The 21,580-nt window shown below is 65.9% G+C and carries 20 protein-coding genes; 11 read left to right on the forward strand and 9 right to left on the reverse strand.

What is annotated here, in order from left to right:
- Nucleotides 1–41 precede the first annotated feature (41 nt).
- The 8 genes from IE224_RS04410 to ettA all read left to right on the forward strand — a co-directional run bounded on the left by IE224_RS04410 (nt 42) and on the right by ettA (nt 8,957).
- Nucleotides 42–626: an NADPH-dependent FMN reductase gene (locus IE224_RS04410; RefSeq protein ID WP_191308367.1), complete on the forward strand. Its 585-nt coding sequence runs from the start codon at nt 42–44 to the stop codon at nt 624–626.
- Nucleotides 626–1,819 (forward strand): MFS transporter, encoded by a 1,194-nt coding sequence (locus IE224_RS04415; protein WP_191308369.1) that lies wholly within the window; start codon nt 626–628, stop codon nt 1,817–1,819. Before IE224_RS04410 ends, IE224_RS04415 begins: the two co-directional genes overlap by 1 nt.
- Nucleotides 1,816–2,757 (forward strand): ABC transporter ATP-binding protein, encoded by a 942-nt coding sequence (locus tag IE224_RS04420; RefSeq protein ID WP_167621127.1) that lies wholly within the window; start codon nt 1,816–1,818, stop codon nt 2,755–2,757. The genes IE224_RS04415 and IE224_RS04420 overlap by 4 nt, the downstream gene beginning before the upstream one ends.
- On the forward strand, nt 2,754–3,524 hold the full coding sequence (locus tag IE224_RS04425) for an ABC transporter permease (protein WP_191308371.1): 771 nt from the start codon (nt 2,754–2,756) through the stop codon (nt 3,522–3,524). Before IE224_RS04420 ends, IE224_RS04425 begins: the two co-directional genes overlap by 4 nt.
- A gap of 761 nt (nt 3,525–4,285) precedes the next feature.
- Nucleotides 4,286–5,662 (forward strand): 30S ribosomal protein S12 methylthiotransferase RimO, encoded by a 1,377-nt coding sequence (gene rimO / locus IE224_RS04430; protein ID WP_191308719.1) that lies wholly within the window; start codon nt 4,286–4,288, stop codon nt 5,660–5,662.
- An 83-nt stretch (nt 5,663–5,745) separates the two neighbouring features.
- Nucleotides 5,746–6,381: an MT-A70 family methyltransferase gene (locus IE224_RS04435; RefSeq protein WP_191308373.1), complete on the forward strand. Its 636-nt coding sequence runs from the start codon at nt 5,746–5,748 to the stop codon at nt 6,379–6,381.
- Nucleotides 6,378–7,244 (forward strand): sulfotransferase family protein, encoded by an 867-nt coding sequence (locus tag IE224_RS04440; protein WP_229849243.1) that lies wholly within the window; start codon nt 6,378–6,380, stop codon nt 7,242–7,244. Before IE224_RS04435 ends, IE224_RS04440 begins: the two co-directional genes overlap by 4 nt.
- Before the next feature lie 57 nt (nt 7,245–7,301).
- Nucleotides 7,302–8,957: an energy-dependent translational throttle protein EttA gene (gene ettA, locus IE224_RS04445; RefSeq protein WP_167621131.1), complete on the forward strand. Its 1,656-nt coding sequence runs from the start codon at nt 7,302–7,304 to the stop codon at nt 8,955–8,957.
- 68 nt (nt 8,958–9,025) lie between these two features.
- Here the strand turns inward: ettA and IE224_RS04450 are convergent, their stop codons facing one another.
- Both IE224_RS04450 and IE224_RS04455 read right to left on the reverse strand, forming a co-directional pair.
- Entirely contained in the window at nt 9,026–9,178 is a 153-nt protein-coding gene (locus tag IE224_RS04450) for a hypothetical protein (RefSeq protein ID WP_191308375.1), read from the reverse strand.
- A gap of 70 nt (nt 9,179–9,248) precedes the next feature.
- A complete protein-coding gene (locus tag IE224_RS04455; RefSeq protein ID WP_191308377.1) occupies nt 9,249–9,527 on the reverse strand; it encodes an HNH endonuclease family protein in 279 nt (92 codons plus the stop codon).
- Nucleotides 9,528–9,739: 212 nt separating this feature from the next.
- On the opposite strand from IE224_RS04455, the gene IE224_RS04460 reads away from it, so the two are divergent.
- Nucleotides 9,740–11,101, forward strand: a complete 1,362-nt coding sequence (locus IE224_RS04460; protein ID WP_191308379.1) for a glycosyltransferase family 61 protein — start codon at nt 9,740–9,742, stop codon at nt 11,099–11,101.
- On the opposite strand, the gene IE224_RS04465 is transcribed toward IE224_RS04460, so the two are convergent.
- The 3 genes from IE224_RS04465 to lysM form a co-directional block, all read right to left on the reverse strand.
- A complete protein-coding gene (locus IE224_RS04465) occupies nt 11,089–12,234 on the reverse strand; it encodes a glycosyltransferase 61 family protein (protein WP_167621135.1) in 1,146 nt (381 codons plus the stop codon). The two genes, IE224_RS04460 and IE224_RS04465, sit on opposite strands and share 13 nt — an antisense overlap.
- Nucleotides 12,235–12,316: 82 nt before the next feature.
- Complete coding sequence (locus tag IE224_RS04470) at nt 12,317–14,203, reverse strand: acyl-CoA synthetase (RefSeq protein ID WP_167621136.1); 1,887 nt, start codon at nt 14,201–14,203, stop codon at nt 12,317–12,319.
- Nucleotides 14,204–14,339: 136 nt separating this feature from the next.
- On the reverse strand, nt 14,340–14,834 hold the full coding sequence (gene lysM, locus IE224_RS04475; protein ID WP_191308381.1) for a peptidoglycan-binding protein LysM: 495 nt from the start codon (nt 14,832–14,834) through the stop codon (nt 14,340–14,342).
- Nucleotides 14,835–14,999: 165 nt separating this feature from the next.
- Between lysM and IE224_RS04480 the strand changes: the two genes are divergently transcribed.
- Complete coding sequence (locus IE224_RS04480) at nt 15,000–15,545, forward strand: CAP domain-containing protein (protein WP_229849244.1); 546 nt, start codon at nt 15,000–15,002, stop codon at nt 15,543–15,545.
- On the opposite strand, the gene IE224_RS04485 is transcribed toward IE224_RS04480, so the two are convergent.
- Together IE224_RS04485 and IE224_RS04490 are read right to left on the reverse strand one after the other, a co-directional pair.
- A complete protein-coding gene (locus IE224_RS04485; protein WP_191308383.1) occupies nt 15,546–17,342 on the reverse strand; it encodes an ABC transporter transmembrane domain-containing protein in 1,797 nt (598 codons plus the stop codon).
- A gap of 50 nt (nt 17,343–17,392) precedes the next feature.
- Nucleotides 17,393–18,040, reverse strand: coding sequence for a 5'-methylthioadenosine/S-adenosylhomocysteine nucleosidase (locus tag IE224_RS04490; protein ID WP_191308385.1), 648 nt, complete (start codon nt 18,038–18,040; stop codon nt 17,393–17,395).
- 104 nt (nt 18,041–18,144) lie between these two features.
- Between IE224_RS04490 and zapE the strand changes: the two genes are divergently transcribed.
- Complete coding sequence (zapE, locus tag IE224_RS04495; protein WP_191308387.1) at nt 18,145–19,242, forward strand: cell division protein ZapE; 1,098 nt, start codon at nt 18,145–18,147, stop codon at nt 19,240–19,242.
- A gap of 3 nt (nt 19,243–19,245) precedes the next feature.
- Here zapE and IE224_RS04500 read toward each other — a convergent pair whose 3' ends face one another.
- A complete protein-coding gene (locus IE224_RS04500) occupies nt 19,246–20,517 on the reverse strand; it encodes a bifunctional folylpolyglutamate synthase/dihydrofolate synthase (protein ID WP_191308389.1) in 1,272 nt (423 codons plus the stop codon).
- Between the two features lie 59 nt (nt 20,518–20,576).
- Entirely contained in the window at nt 20,577–21,497 is a 921-nt protein-coding gene (gene accD, locus IE224_RS04505) for an acetyl-CoA carboxylase, carboxyltransferase subunit beta (RefSeq protein ID WP_167621142.1), read from the reverse strand.
- Nucleotides 21,498–21,580 lie beyond the last annotated feature (83 nt).

The raw sequence follows: 21,580 nt of genomic DNA on the forward strand, positions 1-21,580 counted from the left end.
CTTTAGGGCGCAGCCCGATCAGGAACGCAAGGAACAGCTTTATGGCGGAACGCAAATGCATCGGGGTGATCCTGGGGTCGATCCGGGAAGGGCGCATCAACGACCGCGTGGCCTTCTGGGTGATCCGCCAGCTGGAACACCACGGCTTTGCCACGCGCACCATCGACCCTGCCGATCCTGGCCTGCTGCCGGTGCAGACGGGCGATCCTGCGGCCATCCAGCGCCTGCGCGACCGGATGGCGGACCTCGACGGCTTCGTCATCGTGACGCCCGAATACAATCACGCCGAGCCGGGCCCCCTGAAGACGCTGATCGATTCGGTCACTGCCGAATGGTGGGCGCGGCCCGTGGGGCTGATCGGCTATGGCGGCATCTCGGGCGGGTTGCGCGCGCTCGAGGCATTGCGCATCATCCTGGCTGAACTGCACACGGTCGCCTTGCGCGACACGGTCAGCTTCACCTCGCCCTGGCGCAAGTTCGACGAACTGGGCCATATCACCGATGCCAATGACGCGGCCGCCGCCGAAGCCGCGATGGCGGTCTTTGCGCATCGGCTGGACTGGTGGGCCGATGCCCTGGCCCATGCGCGCCATGCCAAGCCCTATGATCCCCGGGATGACGGCTGATGGACCGGCTGCTGTCCGACCCGCGCAGCTGGGGGCTGATGCTGACGGCGATGCTGACGGTGATGTCGAACGCAACGATCACCCCCTCGCTTCCGGGGCTGGAGGCCGCCTTCGCCGATGACCCGCTGGCCCCGACCATCACCCGCCTGCTGATCACGGCGCCTTCGCTGCTGGTGGCCGTTGTCGCGCCGCTGGCGGGGGTGCTGACCGACCGGCTGGGGCGCCGCCGCCCGCTTCTGTGGGGGCTGGTGATCTATGCCGTGGCGGGAACGGCGGGGCTGTATCTGCCCACGATCGAGGCGATCCTGGCCAGCCGCCTGGCGCTTGGCCTGGGGGTTGCGCTGATCATGACCGCGCAGGCGGCGCTGATCGGGGATTACTTCGACGGCCCGGCGCGCGGGCGCCTGATGGGATACCAGATGGCCTCGACCAATCTGGGCGGTCTTCTTTTCGTGACGGCCGCAGGCGCCCTGGCGGCAAGCGATCCCCGGCTGCCCTTTGCGATCTATGCGCTTGCGGTGCCGCTGTTTCCGCTGCTGTGGCGGATCCTGCCCGAGCCGCCGCGCTTGGGCGGGCGCGAGCATTGTGTGCTGCCGGACCTGCCCGCCGATCCCGGCTGGCGGATGGTCGCGGGCGTCATGGCGGGCGCGGCCGGTCTGACCTTCGTGATCTTCTATGCCGTGCCCACGCAACTGCCCTATCACCTGGGGGGCATCGGGCTAGACGATCCGCGCCATGCGGGGGCGGTGATGGGGGCGATGATGGCCTCGGCCGCGGTGATGTCGGTCGTGTCGGGGCTGATCCGGCTGGGGCGGATCGCCACGCCGGTCACGGGCTATGCCTTGCTGGCCCTTGGCTTTGCGGCCATCGCCCTGGCGCAGTCGCTGGCGATCGCCATGGCGGGCGCCGCGCTGATCGGCGCGGGCCTGGGCTTCTGCATCCCCACCTTCATCACCGCCGCGCTGAACGCGTCGCCTGCGCGCTATCGCGGGCTGGTGTCGGGACTGATCACCTCGGCCATTTTTCTGGGGCAGTTCCTGTCGCCTCTGGCATCGACGCCGCTGGTGGCCCATCTGGGTTATCCGGGGGCGTTTCTGGCCGGGGCGGCGGGCTTCGTCATCCTGGCCCTGGCGCTTGTCGCGATGCTGCGGCGCCAAGCCCCGGCGTTGCAAGTGAAAAGGATTTCGGAATGAGTGCGATCATCCAGATCGAGAACCTCTCCAAGCAGTATGACAGCGGCACCAAGGCCCTGAGCGACGTGTCGCTGGATATCCACGAAGGGGAAATCATCGCCCTTCTGGGACCGAACGGGGCGGGCAAGACGACGCTGATCTCGGTCATCTGCGGACTGGTGGTGCCGACCGGCGGAACGGTCCGCGTGGGCGGGCACGACATCCGCACCGACTGGCGCGCGGCCCGTAAGCTGATCGGGCTTGTCCCTCAGGAAATCGCGCTTGAGCCCTTCGAGAAGGTCATCAACTGCGTCCGCTTCACCCGCGGCCTTTACGGCGAGGCGCCGGACGAGGCCTATGTCGAACAGGTGCTGCGCAGCCTTGCCCTGTGGGACAAGCGCGACGCCATGACGCGCGAATTGTCGGGCGGCATGAAGCGGCGCGTGCTGATCGCCAAGGCGCTGTCGCACCGGCCGAAGGTGCTGTTCCTGGACGAACCCACCGCCGGGGTCGATGTTGCCCTGCGCCGCGAGATGTGGGAGGTCGTGGACCAGCTTCGCCGCGAGGGCGTGACCATCATCCTGACCACCCATTACCTGGAAGAGGCCGAGGAAATGGCCGACCGCGTCGGCGTCATCAACAAGGGCCAGCTTCTGCTGGTCAGGCCCACGGCCGACCTGATGGGCGAGTTCGGCAAGAAGACCCTGACGGTCGAACTGATCGAGCCCCTGGCGGCCATTCCCGACGCGCTGTCCGATCGCGGGCTGCGGCTGTCGGCGGACGGGCGGTCGCTGGCCTATGAATATGACACGCGTGCCGACCGGACCGGCATCGCGCGGCTGCTGGGCGATCTGGCGGGGCAGGGGATCATGGTGCGCGACGTGTCCACGCGGCAATCCAGCCTTGAGGAAGTGTTCATGACGCTGGTCGCCGAACCGCGTCAGGAGGTGACAGCATGAACGGTGTCAACTGGCCCGGAGTCTGGGCGATCTTTCATCACGAGATGACGCGGTTCTTCCGCACGATCATGCAGTCCCTGCTGTCGCCGGTCGTGTCCACGGTCCTGTATTTCGTGGTCTTCGGCGCGGCCATCGGCGGACGAATCCAGTCGGTCGAGGGCGTGGAATACGGCGCCTTCATCGTGCCCGGCCTGATGATGCTGACGATCCTGCAGCAATCGGTCAGCAACGCGAGCTTCGGCATCTACTTCCCCAAGTTCAGCGGCACGATCTATGAATACCTGGTCTCGCCCGTGGGCTGGATCGAGGTGACGCTGGGCTTCGTGGGCGCGGCCGCGGCCAAGGCGGTGCTGATCGCCCTGGTGATCCTGCTGACCTCCTTCTTCTTCGTGGGCGTCCATATCCTGCATCCGCTCTGGATGCTGGCCTTCCTGGTCCTGACCGCCCTGGGCTTCAGCCTTCTGGGCTTCATCATCGGGCTATGGGCGAAGAGCTTCGAGCAGTTGCAGATCGTGCCGATGATGGTGATCACGCCCCTGGTGTTTCTGGGCGGCGCGTTCTACTCGGCGGACATGCTGCCGCCATTCTGGGAAGGCGTCGCCAAGCTGAACCCGGTCCTTTACCTTGTGTCGGGCTTTCGCTGGTCCTTTTTCGGCCTTGCGGATGTGCCGGTCGGCGTGTCGCTGGTCGCGGTCGCGCTGATGATCGCGGTCTGCTGCGCGGCGATCCGCTGGATCTTCGCGACGGGCTGGCGGCTGCGCGAGTGAACCCTGCCGCACCAGGCTGTCGCAGATGCGGGCTTGGCGATCCAGCCGGACATATTCGCGGGCGCTGATGATGTTCATGTCGATCGACCGGTTCCAGCCGCCGAACCAGCGGTCGCGGATCCCGCCCCGGTAATAGTTGCCCATGATCTGGTCCACATAGGGCGGGATGATCTGCGTGTTGGGCAGGCGCGGCGCGTGGAAGCCGATGCGCGCCTTCGGTCCCAAGCAGGCATTGGGCATGGTCGTCAGGATCGTGCAGGCCGACCGGCAGTATCCCCGGATCCGGACCGTCTTGCCCGACCGGGCAAGGCGTTCGCGCAACTGCACCATCTGCAGCACATTGCCGCCGCGGTGGTTTTCCACATCGATGAAGCGCCCGCGCTCGACGATATTGGCGTGGCTGGCGGCGGGGGCCACGGCCATCAGAGCCGCGGCAAGGGTCAGGATCAGGCGAAATCGTGTCATGGGGCCATCTTGCCGATTGGTCGCGCAGGGGAAAATCACGTTCAGGCGACGGTGCGATCCGCCGCCTGGCCTTCCAACGTCAGCCCAGGCCCGCGGGTTGCGCCATCACGATATCCGCCAGCACCATCGAGCCCAGAACCAAGCCGATCACGATCCATCCGCCGATCTTCTTCATGGCCCTGATGATGGGGACGGCCGGGGTTCATGAAAAGCACGGACTTGCTTGATCGCGCGATTGTGGGGACGGGGCCGTCTCTCCTCTTTTCTGATCGCACCGAATCACCTATTTGCGGCGGATGCACATGAACCCGCCCGACCTGCGCCCCGACCTGGCCCGCGCCCGCATTTCCGATGACAGCCTTTTGGGGCGCCGCGAAGGCCAGCCGACCATCGGCATGGTCAGCCTCGGCTGCCCCAAGGCGCTTGTGGACAGCGAACGCATCCTGACCCGCCTGCGGGCCGAGGGCTATGCGATCAGCCCCGACTACAAGGGCGCGGACGCGGTGATCGTGAACACCTGCGGCTTCCTGGACAGCGCCAAGGCGGAAAGCCTGGACGCCATCGGCGAGGCGCTGCGCGAGAACGGCAAGGTCCTGGTCACCGGCTGCCTGGGGGCGGAACCCGAATACATCACCGGCGCCCATCCCAAGGTGCTGGCCGTCACCGGGCCGCACCAATACGAGGCCGTGCTGGACGCGGTCCATGCCGCCGTGCCCCCGCAGCCCGATCCCTTCATCGACCTGCTGCCCGCATCGGGCGTCAGCCTGACGCCGCGCCATTACAGCTATCTGAAGATTTCGGAAGGCTGCAACCACAAGTGCAAGTTCTGCATCATCCCCGACATGCGCGGCCGCCTGGTCAGCCGCCCGGCCCATGCCATCGTCCGCGAGGCGGAAAAGCTGGTGCAGGCGGGCGTCAGGGAGTTGCTGGTCATCTCGCAGGACACCAGTGCCTATGGGCTTGACCTGCGGCACGCGACGGACCGGGGCCACCGCGCCCATATCACCGATCTGGCGCGCGATCTGGGATCGCTGGGGGCCTGGGTGCGGCTGCATTATGTCTATCCCTATCCCCATGTGCGCGACCTGATCCCGCTGATGGCGGAAGGGCTGGTGCTGCCCTATCTGGACATCCCCCTCCAGCACGCCCACCCGGATGTGCTGCGCCGCATGGCCCGGCCCGCCGCCGCCGCCAGGACCCTGGATGAAATCGCCGCCTGGCGTGCGATCTGCCCCGACATGACCCTGCGCTCCACCTTCATCGTCGGCTATCCGGGCGAGACCGAGGCCGAGTTCCAGACCCTGCTGGACTGGCTGGACGAGGCGCAACTGGATCGCGTCGGTGCCTTCCAGTATGAAAACGTCAAGGGCGCGCGGGCCAACGACCTGCCCGACCATGTGCCTGCGGACGTGAAGCAGGACCGCTTCGACCGCTTCATGGAAAAGGCCCAGGCCATTTCCGAAGCCAAGCTGGCCACCAAGGTCGGGACGCGCCTAGAGGTGATCGTGGACAGCGTGGACGGCGACGGCGCCACTTGCCGCACCAAGGCCGACGCGCCGGAAATCGACGGCAACCTGTTCATCGACGAAGGCTTCGAGACCCTGAAGCCGGGCGACATCGTGACGGTGACGGTGGACGAGGCGGGCGAATACGACCTGTGGGGCCGCCTGTAGAGGCTGCCACCTTGGCGGTGGCGGCGGTCGGATCTGTCCGCTAAAGGGTATCGGGAACAGCGAAACCCTGACCGGAGGCCGGTTTGACAAGCGCGTCCGATGATCTTCTGGCGACCGCAGGCGCGGCCCGGTTCGGCACGGTCCTGGCCGACCCGCCCTGGCAGTTCCAGAACCGCACCGGCAAGATGGCCCCCGAGCACAAGCGCCTGTCGCGTTACCCGACGATGACCCTGGACGAGATCTGCGACCTGCCGGTCAAGGCCGTCGCCGACGCCCGGGCCCACCTGTACCTCTGGGTTCCCAACGCCCTGCTGCCCGAGGGGCTGAGGGTGATGGACGCCTGGGGCTTCACCTACAAGTCGAACCTGATCTGGTACAAGACCCGCAAGGACGGCGGCCCCGACCGGCGCGGCGTGGGCTTCTATTTCCGCAACGTGACCGAGATCCTGCTGTTCGGCACGCGCGGCAAGGATGTGCGCACGCTGGATCCTGGCCGCAGCCAGGAAAACATCATCGCCACCCGCAAACGCGAGCACTCGCGCAAGCCGGATGAGCAATATGACCTGATCGAGGCCTGTTCCTGGGGTCCCCGGCTTGAAATGTTCGCCCGCGGGCCGCGCAAGAACTGGACTGTCTGGGGCAACCAGGCCGAGGATTACCGGCCCGACTGGCCCACCTATTCCAACCACTCGCAAAGCAGCCTGGTGAAGGCGCCGTGAGCAGCCTGGGCACAGTCATGGATCCCGCGGGCCAGCCGCGCAAGCCGGGCGCGCTATGCATCGGCGCGCAAAAGGCGGGAACAAGCTGGCTGGCGCAGATGCTGGGCCAGCACCCGCAGATCTGGATCCCTCCGTTCAAGGAGGTGCAGTATTTCAACCACCTGTTCATCCCCGAGCATCGCAGATGGATCGACTGGCATTACCGCCAGAAGCCCCAGGAAATCCGCGACCGCCACGCGAAACGCGGCATCCCGGTTCCGCCGGAACTGGATGTCTATCTGAACGGCGTCACGCGCGGGAAGATGTTCCACAACCAGTGGTACAAGCGCGTCTTCGCCCCGGCGCCGCCTGTCGCGATGCCGATGGACTTCACGCCGGAATATTCGACCCTGCCGGACGAGGGCGTGGATCATGTCGCGGGCTTCCTGCCCAAGGCCCGTGTCATCTACCTGATCCGCCACCCGGTCGACCGCGCCGTGTCGCAACTGCGCATGAACCTCGCGCGAGAGAGGCGCCGCCCAGAAACGCTGGCCGACTGGATGGCGGAAATCGACAACCCGGTGCTTTACGACCGCGGCGACTACGCCACCTACCTTCCCCGCTGGCAGGCGCGATATCCTGACATGCTGGTCCTGCCCTTCGGCCGCATCGCCCGCGACCCGCAAGGGGTGATGGATACGGTCGAGGCTTACCTGGGCATCGGGCCCTGGCTGTATTCCAACATCGCCGAAAAGGTCTTCGCCAGCCGCAATCCCGTCCAGCCGCCGCCCGAGGCTGTTGCCGCGCTAGAGGACCGCATGGCCCCGCAACTGGCCTTTCTGGCCGACCACCTGGGCGCGGATTTCGTGGCCCGGACGCGCTGACCTTTCGCAGCGCCGCGCTTTCCCCTAAATAGCACCCAAAGTTTGCAGGAGATTCCGATGGCGTCCTATCAGTTCGTCTACCACATGGACGGCGTGTCCAAGACCTATCCCGGCGGCAAGAAGGTGTTCGAGAACATCCACCTGAACTTCCTGCCGGGCGTCAAGATCGGCGTGGTGGGCGTGAACGGCGCCGGTAAATCCACCCTTCTCAAGGTGATGGCCGGCCTCGACAAGGATTTCCAGGGCGAGGCCTGGGCTGCCAAGGGCGCCAAGGTCGGCTATCTGTCCCAGGAGCCCTGGCTGGATCCGCAGCTGAACGTGCGCGGCAACGTCATGGAGGGCGTCAAGGCCAAGCAGGCCAAGCTGGACCGCTATAACGAACTGGCGATGAACTATTCCGACGAGACCGCCGACGAGATGGCGCGTCTCCAGGACGAGATCGACGCCGAGAACCTTTGGGAACTGGACAACCAGGTCGATATCGCGATGGAGGCGCTGCGCTGCCCGCCCGACGACGCCGATGTCGAAACGCTGTCGGGCGGCGAGCGCCGCCGCGTGGCGCTGTGCAAGCTGCTGCTCGAGGCGCCCGACATGCTGCTGCTGGACGAACCGACCAACCACCTGGACGCGGAAACCATTGCCTGGCTGCAAAAGCACCTGATCGACTACAAGGGCACGATCCTGACCGTGACCCACGACCGCTATTTCCTGGACGACATCACCAGCTGGATCCTGGAACTGGAACGCGGCCGCGGCCTGCCGCATGAGGGCAATTATTCCAGCTGGCTGGAAGCCAAGGCCAAGCGGGTCGCCCAGGAAGCGCGCGAGGACAAGGCCAAGCAGAAGGCCATGGAAAAGGAACTGGAATGGATCCGCGCCGGCGCCAAGGCCCGGCAGGCGAAATCCAAGGCCCGGATCTCGGCCTATAACAAGATGGCCGACGAATCGGTCAAGGACCTGGTCGGCAAGGCCCAGATCGTCATCCCGCACGGCCCGCGCCTTGGCGGCAAGGTGCTGGAGGTCGAGGGCCTGAAGAAGCACATGGGCGACAAGCTGCTGATCGAGGATCTGTCCTTCAGCCTGCCGCCCGGCGGCATCATCGGCGTGATCGGCCCCAACGGCGCGGGCAAGTCCACGCTGTTCAAGATGATCACCGGCCAGGAGGCGCCAGACGAGGGCACCATCACCGTGGGCGAGACGGTGAAGATGTCCTATGTGGACCAGTCGCGCGACAGCCTGGACCCGGAAAAGACCGTGTGGGAGGAAATCTCGGGCGGGGCCGAGGTGATCGAACTGGGCGACGCTCAGGTCAACAGCCGCAACTATGTGGGCTCGTTCAACTTCAAGGGCGGCGACCAGCAGAAGAAGGTGGGCCTGCTGTCGGGCGGTGAACGCAACCGCGTCCACATGGCCAAGCTGCTGAAGTCAGGCGGCAACCTGCTGCTGCTGGACGAACCAACCAACGACCTGGACGTGGAAACCCTGCAGGCCCTGGAGGCCGCGATCGAGAACTTCGCCGGCTGCGCGATCATCATCTCGCACGACCGCTTCTTCCTCGACCGGCTGTGCACGCATATCCTGGCCTTCGAAGGGGACGCCCATGTCGAGTTCTTCGAGGGCAACTTCGAGGATTACGAAAAGGACAAGGTCCGCCGCCTGGGCCCGGACAGCATCGAGCCGAAGCGGGTGAAGTACAAGAAGTTCACGCGCTAAGGCGGAAGGCGGGCTTAGACCCCGCCGGCAATGGGATGCACGCAACGCCCACGGGCGTTGCGCGTTCTTCAGGCGTTGACCGGCGGCTTGCCGGGGCAGTTGGCCAGGATCAGCGTCGTGGCCGGGCCTGCGGCCTTGTCCGTCGTCGCCGGTGCGTCGGCGGCAAGCACGGGTGCCGCCAGCAGGCAGGCGGCCAGGGTGGTGAGGGCAAGTCTGGGCATGCAGTCTCCTTTCCTGTTGGAACAAGGCAAGCCTGCGGCCGAATCGAGCCGCGGCAAACACACAGCCGCGTTACCGAACCTTGCCCGTCCAGCCCGGCGGACGCTTGCCGACCCAGTCGAAGAAGCGCCGCAGGTCTGGATGCGCACGCAGCGCCTCGACAGTGGCATAGTTGCGCGCCAGTTCGGTTTCGCCCAGCGTCTTGTGGATCGTGCGATGGCAGACGTGATGCAGCAGCACCGTCTCGCCACCCTTGCCGCCGCGCAGCTTAGGGACCAGGTGATGCCGGCTTTGCGGCACGCCGGGCGGGATCGGGCGCAGGCACAGGGGGCAATCGGGATCATCGGGCATGGGCCGGCTTCCTGCCTGCAGGACAGTGACAGGATAAGACGCAAATCCGGGGCAGACAATCTTGGCTTTCTGCAGCGGGTGGGTCATGACTACACCTGTGGGGTTTTCCGGCCTTGGTGTATTCGCGCATAGGATGTTGTGGCGCGGCTTTGTTTCGCGATCCAAGGCAGGCGTCACAACAGGAAGTCTTCGCAGTCGCGAAAGGAACAAAGGTGGCCACCGTTCAGACGGAAAAGCATGGCGCCACTGGCAGATGGGCCGGTCCTGCCGAGGAATATTTCTTCATGCCCGGTACCGATCCGGGACTTTTCCCGGTGGAACAGCCAGAGTGGTTGATTCGCCGCGCCCCCGGCGCCAGCGTCCGCCAGTATGCCCGCAGCGATCACGGAAACATCCAGAGGCGTCTTGAACGAAACCTTGAGGACAGATGGCGACAGGCGCCCTGTGTCTTCGAGACGAACACGGTTCCCGCAGTTGCCGAAGATGCCATGTTCAGTGCCGGAAGCCTTCAGATCAACGGCAAATGGCTTGCCAACGGGGCATCAGGCGACCGGATTTTCGCGCGGTTTCTGAAACATAACAAGACGGACGAGGCCGTGGCCGCGATGATCTCGTTCTTCCGCCAGATGCGATCCGGGACGGACGCCGACCTGCCCCTGTGGGACGGTGCCATCAGGAACATGCCTGTCGGGATCGAGTGCCGGAACCGTGTCAATTATTACCACTTCATGACCGAAACCCTGCCTCAACTGACGCATTTCTGCGACCGTGAGACAGGCCAGATCACCATTCACTGCCGCAACGCCAGGACGTCAGCGTTCTCGGAACAGTTCACACACGCATTGTTCCCCGAACTAGAGGGCCGGATCGCCTTTACCGACCGTGCCTGCCGCTATGACCACGTTGTCATCCCATTCAACGCGCGGCATCTTGTGGCGGCGAACGGCGACCCGCGCATTGCCGAGGAGCTTGATCGTCACGAAGGGGATCCGGCATGGCGGGATCTGACCGCCCATACGCAAAGCCGGAAATTCGTGCTCAAGAACACATTCGACCGTTCGTTACGCAAAATGCGCGAACGGGCCCTTGCCAAGGCGGCCGAGGGGCCGGGCCGCAGGTTGGCGCGACGTATCTTCGTGGTCCGCGATCCCCAGAACGACGCGGTCAATCAAAGGGGTTTTCTGGGGCAGGACGCGCTGTGGGACCGGCTGCGGGCCCTGGGGTTCGAGAAGGTATATTTCGAGCGGCTTTCGCCCGTTGACCAGATCGCCACCATGAACGCCGCCGAAGTGGTCGTTTCGGCGCACGGCGCCTTCTTCGCCAACATGATGTTCGCCAATCCCGACGCCCACGTGATCGAGATCGGCAGCATCCAGACGCAGTTCCACCGCTGGGGGGATTTCCTGGGCAATGCCCATGTCGCGGGCTGCCGCTATTCGGTGGTCTTTGCGGATCTGGCGCAAGAGGACCCTTCGGTCATCCCCTCGATCACCGACGGGCTGATCGGCGTGCGGGTGGGCAAGGCGGCAATCGACCTGATCTGCGACCTTGCGGAGGAAGGTCAGCCGGACTGATCGGCAGCCTGGATGCTGGTCTGGAAGCTGCTGTCGGGCTTGAAAGGCTTGAAGGCCATCTCGTGCATCGCCTCGATCCGATGCAGGTCGCGGTTCCGTTCGTCCAGCGTCAGCGGCGTCCAGGGCGTCTCGCCCCGGATCAGCCCGGCCTCCTTCAGGGTCCGATAGGTTTCGGGAAAGTCGATCTCGCCAAAGGAACTGCGGCTGGGGCGATTGGTGTTCAGCGGCAGCCAGTCGTTCTTCAGCGCATCCACCGTCAGGCAGCGGATTCCCTTGAAGCCGGTCAACTGCCGCGCGAACAGATCGCCGAAGTCCAGGCTGCGCCGCCGCAGGATCGCCACGGTCTGGTCGGCGTTGCCCACGTAGCCGATCAGGTGCAACGGCGAGCAATCGACCGAGATCACGACGCGCGCCGCCTTGTATTGGGCCAACTGGGCCAGTTTCTTTTCCTTCTGCGGATGGAAGATCGCATAGCCTTCCGCCGCCAGATATTCCTCGAGCTTCGCCTCGCCCAGAATGCCGCCGCGATCGGCCGGAAGCTGCGACCGAGAGATATAGATCCGCTCGGCCCCGGCCGGGGTCACGTCAATACCCGCGTGGCGGTTGATGAAATCCACGAACTTCCTGCTGCCGCCGGCAAGGTCGCCCAGGCCAAAGCCCTGCTTCGGGACATACAGCCGCTCGACCCGGACGGGTTCGGCGGGGCAGGCGATGGGAACGCCCGCCAGTCCAAAATTGTCGATCAACTCCCGGTAAACCTCGAAGGGGCGCAGGTTGTCCTTCATCTGGTTCTTGGGCGTGAAGACCAGCCCGTCGATCTTGTCCCGCACCTGATCCAGAGCCCAGATCCGGGTCATGCTTTCCGTGATGAAATGCCCGAAATGGCCATAGCTGATGCCGGCGAACATATGCGTGCCGGCCATGTCGTGAATGGCCTCAGTCGGCGGCATCTTCGGTTCGGAATTGACCGGCAAGGTGCTGCTGGACCAACTGATCGAGTTGGCGACAAAGTCACCCTTGCTGTCCAGAACGCCCGAGGGCTGCCATTTCCCCATGCCTTTCGGCGTGGGCGGAACAACGATCGCATTCTCGATCAGGACCAAGTCGTCCGACTCGTTGTTCAGATCCAGCATCTTGCCCCCGCAGCATAGGTTCCGCAGGAATGTTTCTACGCAGAATTGTTAATGGCAACAACCCGGCTACCCAAGATTGTGGTCAAGCAGCCCATTCCCAAGGCCGCGTGAACTCGCCCAGCTTCGCCTTCACGGCCGCCTCGTCGACCTCGCCTTCGCGGGCAAGGCGCGCGACGAGGCCACGTTTCTTGTCCTCGACCACCTCGGCCACGCGGGCGCCGGTGCCGTCAAGAGCCTTGTCATAGACGCGCGTGATCGCCATGCGGCGCAGGTCGGGCTTGAAGATCTTGCCGACCGCCGTCTTGGGCAGTTCCGCCAGAATCTCGACATGCTTGGGAATGGCGGCGCGTTCGTGGATATGGGCCTTGGCGTGGGCCAGCAATTCGGACTCGGAGGCCTGGGCGCCGGCGACCAGTTCGACATAGACGCAGGGCAGCTCGCCCGCGAAGCTGTCGGGCTGGCCGATCGCGCCGGCAAAGGCCACGGCGGGATGGGACAGCATCGCCTCCTCGATCTCGGCGGGGTCGATGTTGTGACCGCCGCGGATGATCAGGTCCTTGGCGCGGCCGGTGATCCACAGATAGCCGTCTGAATCCAGCCGCCCCAGGTCGCCCGTGCGCAGATAGATGTCCTCGGCGAACAGTTTGTGGTTCTTGTCAGCCTCTGTGTAGGTGGACCCCGGAAAGACGCCGGGATTGGCCACGCAAATCTCTCCGACCACGTCGGTCGGGCATTCACGGACATTGCCCGCATCGTCGTGGTGGAGAATGCGGACATGGGTATAGGGCAGGGGGATGCCCACCGAGCCGACCTTCTTCATGCCGTCTACGGGGTTGCAACTGACAAGGCAGGTGGCCTCGGTCAGGCCATAGCCTTCGGCAATCTCGACCCCGGTGGCGGACTTGAAGCGGTTGTAAAGCTCGATCGGCAGGGGGGCCGAGCCCGAAATCGCGGTCTTGAGCGAGCGGACATCGGCATTGACCGGCCGCTGCATCAGGGCGGCGATGGCGGTGGGCACGGTGATCAGGAAGGTCGCCTGCCAGCGTTCGATCAGCTTCCAGAAGTTGTCGAAGACCCCATCGCCCCGATATCCGGCAGGTGTGGGCATTACCACATGCGCGCCGGATGCGATGCAGGACATCAGGATCGGATAGGCCGCGAAGACGTGGAACATCGGCAGCGGGCACATCAGCACGTCGTTTTCGTCAAACAGCAGCGACCCGCCCAGCCAGCCGTTGTAGATCATGCCGGAATACTTGTGCTGCGCCACCTTGGGGGTTCCGGTCGTGCCGCCGGTGTGGAAATAGGCGGCCACGCGGTCCTGCTGGATGTCCTCGAAATCCAGGCGGGTGTGCTTTTCGGCGCTTGTCGCGGCCTCGAAGTTCAGGACCCTGGCCTTGTGCCTGCGCTTCACGCGGGGGCGGATCAGCGGCACGATGAAGCGTTTCAGCCCGCGCAGGTGGCGGTTCAAATCCACTTCGACCACATGGGTGACGTCCGGGGCCAGGGCCACGGCCTCGGCCGCCTTCTGGGCCACGTCGGTCTTGGGGAATGCGCGCAGCGTGACCAGAACCTTGGCGCGGGTTTCGCGCAGGATGCCCGCGATCTGCTGGGCGTCCAGCAGCGGGTTGATGGGGTTGACGATCCCGGCGGTCGCACCGGCCAGCAGGACCACCGGGGTTTCTATGCTGTTGGGCAGAAGATAGGCCACCGTGTCGGTCGGCCCGACGCCCAGCTTGCGGAACAGGTTCGCCGTCTCGGTCACCCGTTCCAGCAGATCCTGCCAGGTCAGGGTCGAGGCGTGGCTTTTCGGATCGGCCAGAAGCTGGAAGCTGATCGCGGGGCGGTCGGGATAGCGTTCGGCTGTGCGGGCCAGAAAGCCGTAGAGCGTGACCGGCAAGTCCCTGGCCTCGTAAGGCATGGCTGCTTCCAAGGCATTGCGGTCGTCATAGCTGCTGAAACGCGTCATCGATCCCTCCCACGGGATCACCCTCCTGATCCCAATCGAAGCCAGAATGGGGCAACGACGGGAAAAGGGGCAAGGGTCTTGACGAAAGGGCGGAAAAGGACGCGGCGTCAGGACGGGCCGGACGCCGCGTCACCGGTCAATCCCGGGGAATGCGCAGGGTCTGGCCCGGATAGATCTTGTCCGGGTCCAGCAGCATCGGGCGGTTCGCCTCGAAGATCGCGTTGTATTTGTTGGCATTGCCAAGATAGGCCTTGGCGATCGCCGAAAGCGTTTCGCCCTTCTTGACGGTGTGGAACAAGGGCGCCTCCTCGGCCTGGGGCAGGTCGGCCTCGACCTTGGCGATGCCTTCGATATTGCCGACGGCCAGCACCAGTTTCTCGAGCGTTTCGCGATCCGCGCCCTTGGTCTCGATCTTCACCGTATCGCCGCGCAGGGTCAGGTGCACGTCATCCTTGTCCAGGTTCAGCGCCCGCAACTCGGCCTTGAGTGCGGCGACCTTGCGGGTCGTTTCCGGATCCTGACCGGGCTTTGCCGCAGCCGCCTCGGGCTGGGTGGCAGGCTTGGGCTCGGCGGCCTCGGCCTTGCCGAAGACCGATTTTCCGGCGTCCTTCACGAAGTCCCAAATTGCCATGGTTCATCCTTTGCTGATGGAAACTTGATCATTTCGTGAAAAACGCGGTCTTGAGCCAAGCGTTCCCTCTGGTTATGCCGTCGGGCCTTGCTATATAACAACCGTGCATTGTTAAATCATTCACACTTTCACCCGTAAGATGCGCTTAAACATCAAAGGTGAAGCATGATGACATCCCTTACCAAATTGCCTGTCTTGGCCCTTGGTTGCGCCATCCTTGCAGCCTGTGCGCAGACCTCTCCTGATACCAGCGTCGGCAAGAACGATCCCCATGCCATGCAGCTGATGCCGGCGGGGCAAGCCACCTGCCTTGCCACCAGTTCCAGCCAGAACAGCCATGGCGCGGCGGCAACCAATGCGATGCGGCGCAGCGCGGGCTTGCCGCCCGTCCAGGCCAATCCGGTACTGGCCCGCGTGGCCGCGCAGCACGCCTGCGACATGGCGCAGCGTGGCCGCATGACCCATCTTGGCAGCAAGACCAGCGGCCCCGGCCCGCGCGTGAAGGCCGCGGGCTATGCACCCCGCGTCACGGCCGAGAACATCGCCGCGGGACCATTCTCGCAGGAACGCGTGCTGTCCGAATGGAACGCGTCCAGCGGCCATCTGGCGAACATCATGATCCCGCAGGTCCGCGATTACGGCATCGGGCAGGCGATCGGGCCGGACGGCAAGACCCGCTTCTGGGCGGCGGTCTATGCCGCTCCGAAGTGATCAGGCGGGTTCCGGCAGGACCGGCATGTCGGTGAACTGCATCCGCGCCAGCCGGGCGTAAAGCCCGCCCTCGGACACCAGGGCATCATGGGTGCCCTGGGCCACGATCCGGCCGCCGTCGAAGACCACGATGCGGTCGGCCTTTTTCACCGTGGCCAGCCGGTGGGCAACCACGACGGTGGTGCGGTTTTCGGACAGCCGCTGCACGGCGGCCTGCACCAGCGATTCCGATTCCGCGTCAAGCGCGCTTGTGGCCTCGTCCAGCAACAGGACCGGCGCGTCGCGCAGGATGGCGCGGGCGATGGCGATGCGCTGGCGCTGGCCCCCCGACAGCATCACCCCGCGCTCGCCCAGGGGCGTGTCATAGCCCTGCGGCAGCGTGGTGATGAAATCATGGGCATGGGCCGCGCGGGCCGCGGCCTCGACCTCGGACGGGGGGGCATCGGGGCGGCCGAGGCGGATGTTCTCAAGCGCGGTCGTGGCGAAGATCACCGGATCCTGCGGGACAAGCGCCATGGCCTGCCGGAAATCGGCCCGCGCCAGGTCGCGCAGGTCGATCCCGTCCAGCGTCACGCGGCCTGACGCCGGATCCCAGAACCGCTGGATCAACTGGATCACCGTGGTCTTGCCCGCGCCCGACGGACCGACCAGGGCCACCGTCTCGCCCGGTTTGATCGAGAGGCTGACATCATCAAGGGCCGAGACATCGGGCCGTGTCGGATAGCGGAAACTGACGCCGTCCAGCGTGATCTGGCCGCGCACCGGGCGGGGCAGGGGCAGGGGACGGGCGGGATCGGTCAGCGCATCCTCGGCCGACAGCAGTTCGCCCAGGCGTTCGGTCGCGCCCGCCGCGCGCTGCAGTTCGCCCCAGATCTCGGACAGGGCGCCGGTCGAGCTGGCCACAAGGATCGCGTAGATCACGAATTGCACAAGTTGCCCGGCGGTCATCACGCCGGTTTGCACGTCGCGCGCGCCGATCCACAGAACGCCGATCACGCCCGCGAAGATCAGGAAGATCACGATGGCGGTCATCACCGCCCGCGTGCGGATCCGCGTCAGCGCCACGCCGAACGAGCCTTCGGTCACGTCGTCAAAGCGCGCAATGCTGCGCCCTTCATGCGTGTAGGCCTGGACGGTCTGGGCTGCTAGCAGCGCCTCGGACGCCGCGCCCGAGGATGCGGCGATCCAGTCCTGGTTGGCGCGCGACAGGCCCCGCAGGCGGCGGCCAAGGACGATGATCGGCACAAGGATCGCCGGCACGATCAGCAGGACCAGCCCCATCAGCTTCAGCGAGGTGAAGGCCAGCATCGCCAGCCCGCCCGCCAGGATCAGCATGTTGCGCAGCGCGATGGACAGGGACGCGCCGATCACCGACTGGATCAGCGTCGTGTCGGTGGTGATGCGCGACAGGATCTCGCCGGTCATCACGCGCTCGAAGAAGGCGGGCGACAGGGTGATGACGCGGGCAAAGACGGCCTTGCGGATGTCGGCCACGACCCGTTCGCCCAGGCGGGTGACGAAGTAATACCGCGCCGCCGTGCCCAGGGCCAGCAGCGCCACGATCATCAGCGCCGCGCCGAAATAGTCGTCCAGCAGCCCGGCGCCGTCGTCGAAATTGTCGACGACCCGCCGAGCCGCCAGCGGCAGGATCAGACTGATGGCCGAGGTCGCGGCAAGCGCGATCAGCGCCAGGCCCGCCTGGACGCGGTAGGGGCGGACAAAGGGCCACAGCGCGCGCAGGGCGCCCACGCGCTTGCTGGTGGGCCGGTCGGGGGTGATCGTCGTGCCGCGTGCCATGTCTGCCTTTGCCGGTAGCTGTGCCAGGCGGGTTTAGGCCGTGGGACGCCTCAGGACAAGCGCGGGGCCAAGGGCATCAGCCGTCCCTCGGCCAGTTGCTCGGCGATGCGGTCCACTGCCCATGCCAGCTTTTCGTCGATGATGTGAAGGTATTGCGTCCAGTCCGACAGCGTCTGCAATTCGGCCACCCCGTCCGAGATCCCGCGCAGCCCGACCAGCGGCACCCCGAAATGCTGGGCCGCGCGCAGATGGGCGAATGTTTCCATGTCCACCATGTCCTCGGCCACAGCGTCATAGGCCGCCCCGCTGACGATGTTGGCGCCGGTGGACAGGGTGGCGGTCGGCACCCCCTCGACCCGGAGGGGCAATTCGACGCGGACCGGCAGGTCCAGCAGCGGCGTGCGGCCCTTTTCGAAGCCCAGGGGCGAGGCGTCCATGTCGCGATAGGCGACGGCCGTCACCTGATACACCTGCGCCTGTTCCAGCCGCGCCGACCCGGCCGAGCCCAGCGACACGATCAGCCGCGGCAGGTCGCGCATTCCGGCCAGGGCTGCGGTCAGCTGGACCGCGCCCTCGACCGGGCCGATGCCGGTGATGATCGGGTCGATCCGGGCGCGCAGGGCGGGGCCGTATTCGGCCTCGGCCGCCATGACGAACAGGACGGGCATGTCCGCGATCAGGCTGGATGTCTTTGTCATGGATCCTCGGAAATGGCTGCTTTGGCAGGGGTCGCACGAGGCGCGGCGAATGGTCAAGCATTGGGCCTTGCGGGGCCTTCCGCATCCGTGGCACTTGCGGGCGCATGGGGAAGGTCAGCGATCTTTACAGGCAGCGCGTGGCGGAAGGACGGATCGAGGCCGATCCGGCGCAGCTTTCCGTGCTGCCGCATCTAGACCGGGTGCTGGACGACATGGCCGCCACCCCCGCGCCGGACAAGCGGTCGGCATGGCGGGCCTTCCTGGGCGTGGGCAGCTCGCCGCCCGCATCGGCTGCCCGGGGGCTTTACCTGTGGGGCGGCGTCGGGCGCGGCAAGTCGATGCTGATGGACCTGATGGCCGAGGCCGCAACGGTGCCGGCCCGGCGCGTGCATTTCCACGAATTCATGCAGGAAATCCAGGCGGGCCTGAACCGCGCCCGCCAGCGGGGCGACCAGGACACCGTGCGTCCCGTCGCGATGGAGGTCGCGGCCAAGGTCCGCCTTCTGTGCTTTGACGAGATGCAGATCACCGACATCGCCGATGCGATGATCGTGGGGCGGCTGTTCCTGGTGTTGCTGGAACAGGGCGTGGTGATCGTCACGACATCCAACCGCGTGCCCGAGGATCTGTACAAGCACGGGCTGAACCGGCAGTTGTTCCTGCCTTTCATCGACCTGATCCGCCAGCGGCTGGAGGTCGTCTGCCTGGACAGCCCCGTGGACCACCGGCAGGGCCGGGCGAGCGGCGGGCAGGTCTGGTTCTGCCCGGCCGATGCCGCCGCCAGGGACGCGATGGACGCGATCTGGGACGACATGACCGGCGGCGCGCAAGGCGAGGCCCGGCGGATCGAGGTCGGCGGGCGCAGCTTCACCCTGCCGCGATTCGCAAACGGCGCGGGCCGGTCGAGCTTCTGGGACCTGTGCGGCAAGCCCTTGGGCCCGGCCGACTACCTGGCGCTGACGCGCGAGGTGCGGGTGCTGATGATCGACGCGATCCCGCGCCTGTCCGCGTCCAACTATAACGAGGCCAAGCGCTTCGTCACCCTGATCGACGCGATCTATGAAGCCAAGGTGCGGCTGATTGCCAGCGCGGCGGACCAGCCGGAACAGCTTTACAACGAAGGCGAGGGCAGCTTCGAGTTCGAACGCACCGCCAGCCGCCTGCGCGAGATGCAGGATGCAGGTTGGGGGCGGGGGGCCTAGCCCTCAGCCATTCTCGCGCAGCACCCGGCCCGCCAGATACAGCGACCCGCAGATCAGGATCCGCGCCTGGGGATCCCGTGCGACAATGGCCGAAACGGCGACCGCTGCATCATCGGCCATGCCCGCGATCATTCCGACGCTTGCCGCGACGCCCGCGGTCGTGGCTGCGGGCAGGGTGTTCGGCTCTCCGGGGATCTCGATGGCGGTAAGGGAACAGGCATGGGCCGCCAGCGGGCGCAGATAGCCGGCGATGTCCTTGGTGTTCAGCATCCCGCAGACAAGATGCGTCGGACGCGGCGGCATGGCGGACAGCGTGGCGGCAAGCGCCTCGCCCCCGGCGGGGTTGTGGCCGCCGTCCAGCCACAGTTCGGCCTGCGGACCGGCCAGATCGACCAGCGGGCCGTGGCGCAGCCGCTGCATCCGGGCGGGCCATTCGGCCTGGGTCGCGGCGGCGCGGGCCTGGGCATCGGTCGCGCCCAGGTGGCGCAGCGCGGCAAGGGCGGTGCCGGCGTTCTGGATCTGGTGCGGGCCGATCAGGTTCGGCAACGGCAGGTCCCAAAGCCCATGGTCGTCCTGATAGATCATGCCGCCCCGGTCCGGCGCGATCATCCAGTGCTGGCCATGGGCGAAAACCGGCGCGGTCAGGCCGGAGGCCTTGGCCTCGATCACGCGCAGGGCCTCGTCCTGCTGGGGACCGACGATCACGGGGACGCCGCGCTTGATGATGCCGGCCTTTTCGCCCGCGATCAGGGGCAGCGTCTCGCCCAGGTATTGGGTATGGTCGATGCTGACCGGCGTGATGACCGTCAGGCGGGGGCTGTCGATCACGTTCGTGGCGTCCAGCCGGCCGCCAAGGCCCACTTCGAGCAGGGTGAAATCGGCAGGGGTGCGCGAGAAGGCCAGGAAGGCGGCTGCCGTCGTGATCTCGAAGAAGGTGATGGGCTGGGCCGCATTGGCGGCCTCGCATTCCTCCAGCGTGGCGGCGAGGTCGGCTTCCGCGATCAGATCGCCCGCCAAGCGGATGCGTTCATGGAAACGCGCCAGATGCGGCGAGGTATAGGCATGGACCCGTGCGCCACCGGCCTGCAGCCCCGCCCGGATCATCGCCTGGGTGCTGCCCTTGCCGTTCGTGCCGGCAATGTGAATCACCGGCGGGATGCGGCGCTCGGGGTTGCCAAGGGCCGCCAGCAGGCGGTGCATCCGGTCCAGCGACAGGTCGATGACCTTGGGATGCAGGGACATCAGGCGGTCGAGGATGGCGTCGGATTGGCTCATGGCGGCACAAGCCGGGGGCCAGCCCCCGGACCCCCGGGATGTTTGGGTGAAGAAGAAGCCTAGACGGCCTGCGCGGGTTCGGGCTGGATGGGTTCGATGACGGGCGCGGGCAGGTCGGCGCGGGTAGGGGCGGGCATTCCCCCGACCATGCGCAGGATCGAGACCAGTTCGTCGCGCAGTTTCTTGCGGTGCGTCACGCGGTCCAGCATCCCGTGTTCCAGCAGGTATTCGGCCCGCTGGAAGCCTTCGGGCAGTTTCTCGCGGATGGTCTGCTCGATCACGCGGGGGCCTGCAAAGCAGATCAGGGCGTTGGGTTCGGCGATCTGGATGTCGCCCAGCATGGCATAGCTGGCGGTGACGCCGCCGGTAGTCGGGTGGGTCAGCACGACGATATAGGGCAGGCCGGCTTCCTTCAGCATCTCGACCGCGACGGTCGTGCGGGGCATCTGCATCAACGACAGGATGCCTTCCTGCATCCGCGCGCCGCCGGCGGCGGAAAACAGCACCAGCGGGCGCTTGGTCTTCACGGCCCGTTCGGCGGCGGCGATGATGGCGTTGCCGACGTACATGCCCATCGACCCGCCCATGAAGCTGAAATCCTGGGCTGCGGCGATGATGGGGGTGCGGCCGATCTCGCCCTCGGCGACCAGCATCGCTTCCTTTTCGCCGGTGGATTTCTGGGCCGCCTTCATGCGGTCGGGGTATTTCTTCTGATCGCGGAACTGCAGCGGGTCGGCGATGGGCTCGGGGACCTTCACCTCGAGGAAAGCGCCGCCGTCGAACAGGGCGGTGAAGCGGTCGCGGGGGCTGATCGCCAGGTGGTGGTCGCAATTCGTGCAGACGTTCAGGTTGTCCGACAGTTCGCGATGGAACAGCATCGTCCCGCATTCGGGGCATTTCGTCCACAGGTTCTCGGGCACCTCGCGGCGCGAGAACAGCGAATTGATGCGCGGACGGACGTAGTTGGTGATCCAGTTCATTCGCGGGCGGCCCCTGCTGTTTTCAAGCCACCGAGATAGGCCGCGACGGGGGGAATTGCAATTGCCGTGGCGGGCGGGAATGA

The sequence above is a fragment of the Paracoccus aerius genome, assembly GCF_014656455.1.
GTDB classification, from domain to species: Bacteria; Pseudomonadota; Alphaproteobacteria; order Rhodobacterales; family Rhodobacteraceae; genus Paracoccus; species Paracoccus aerius.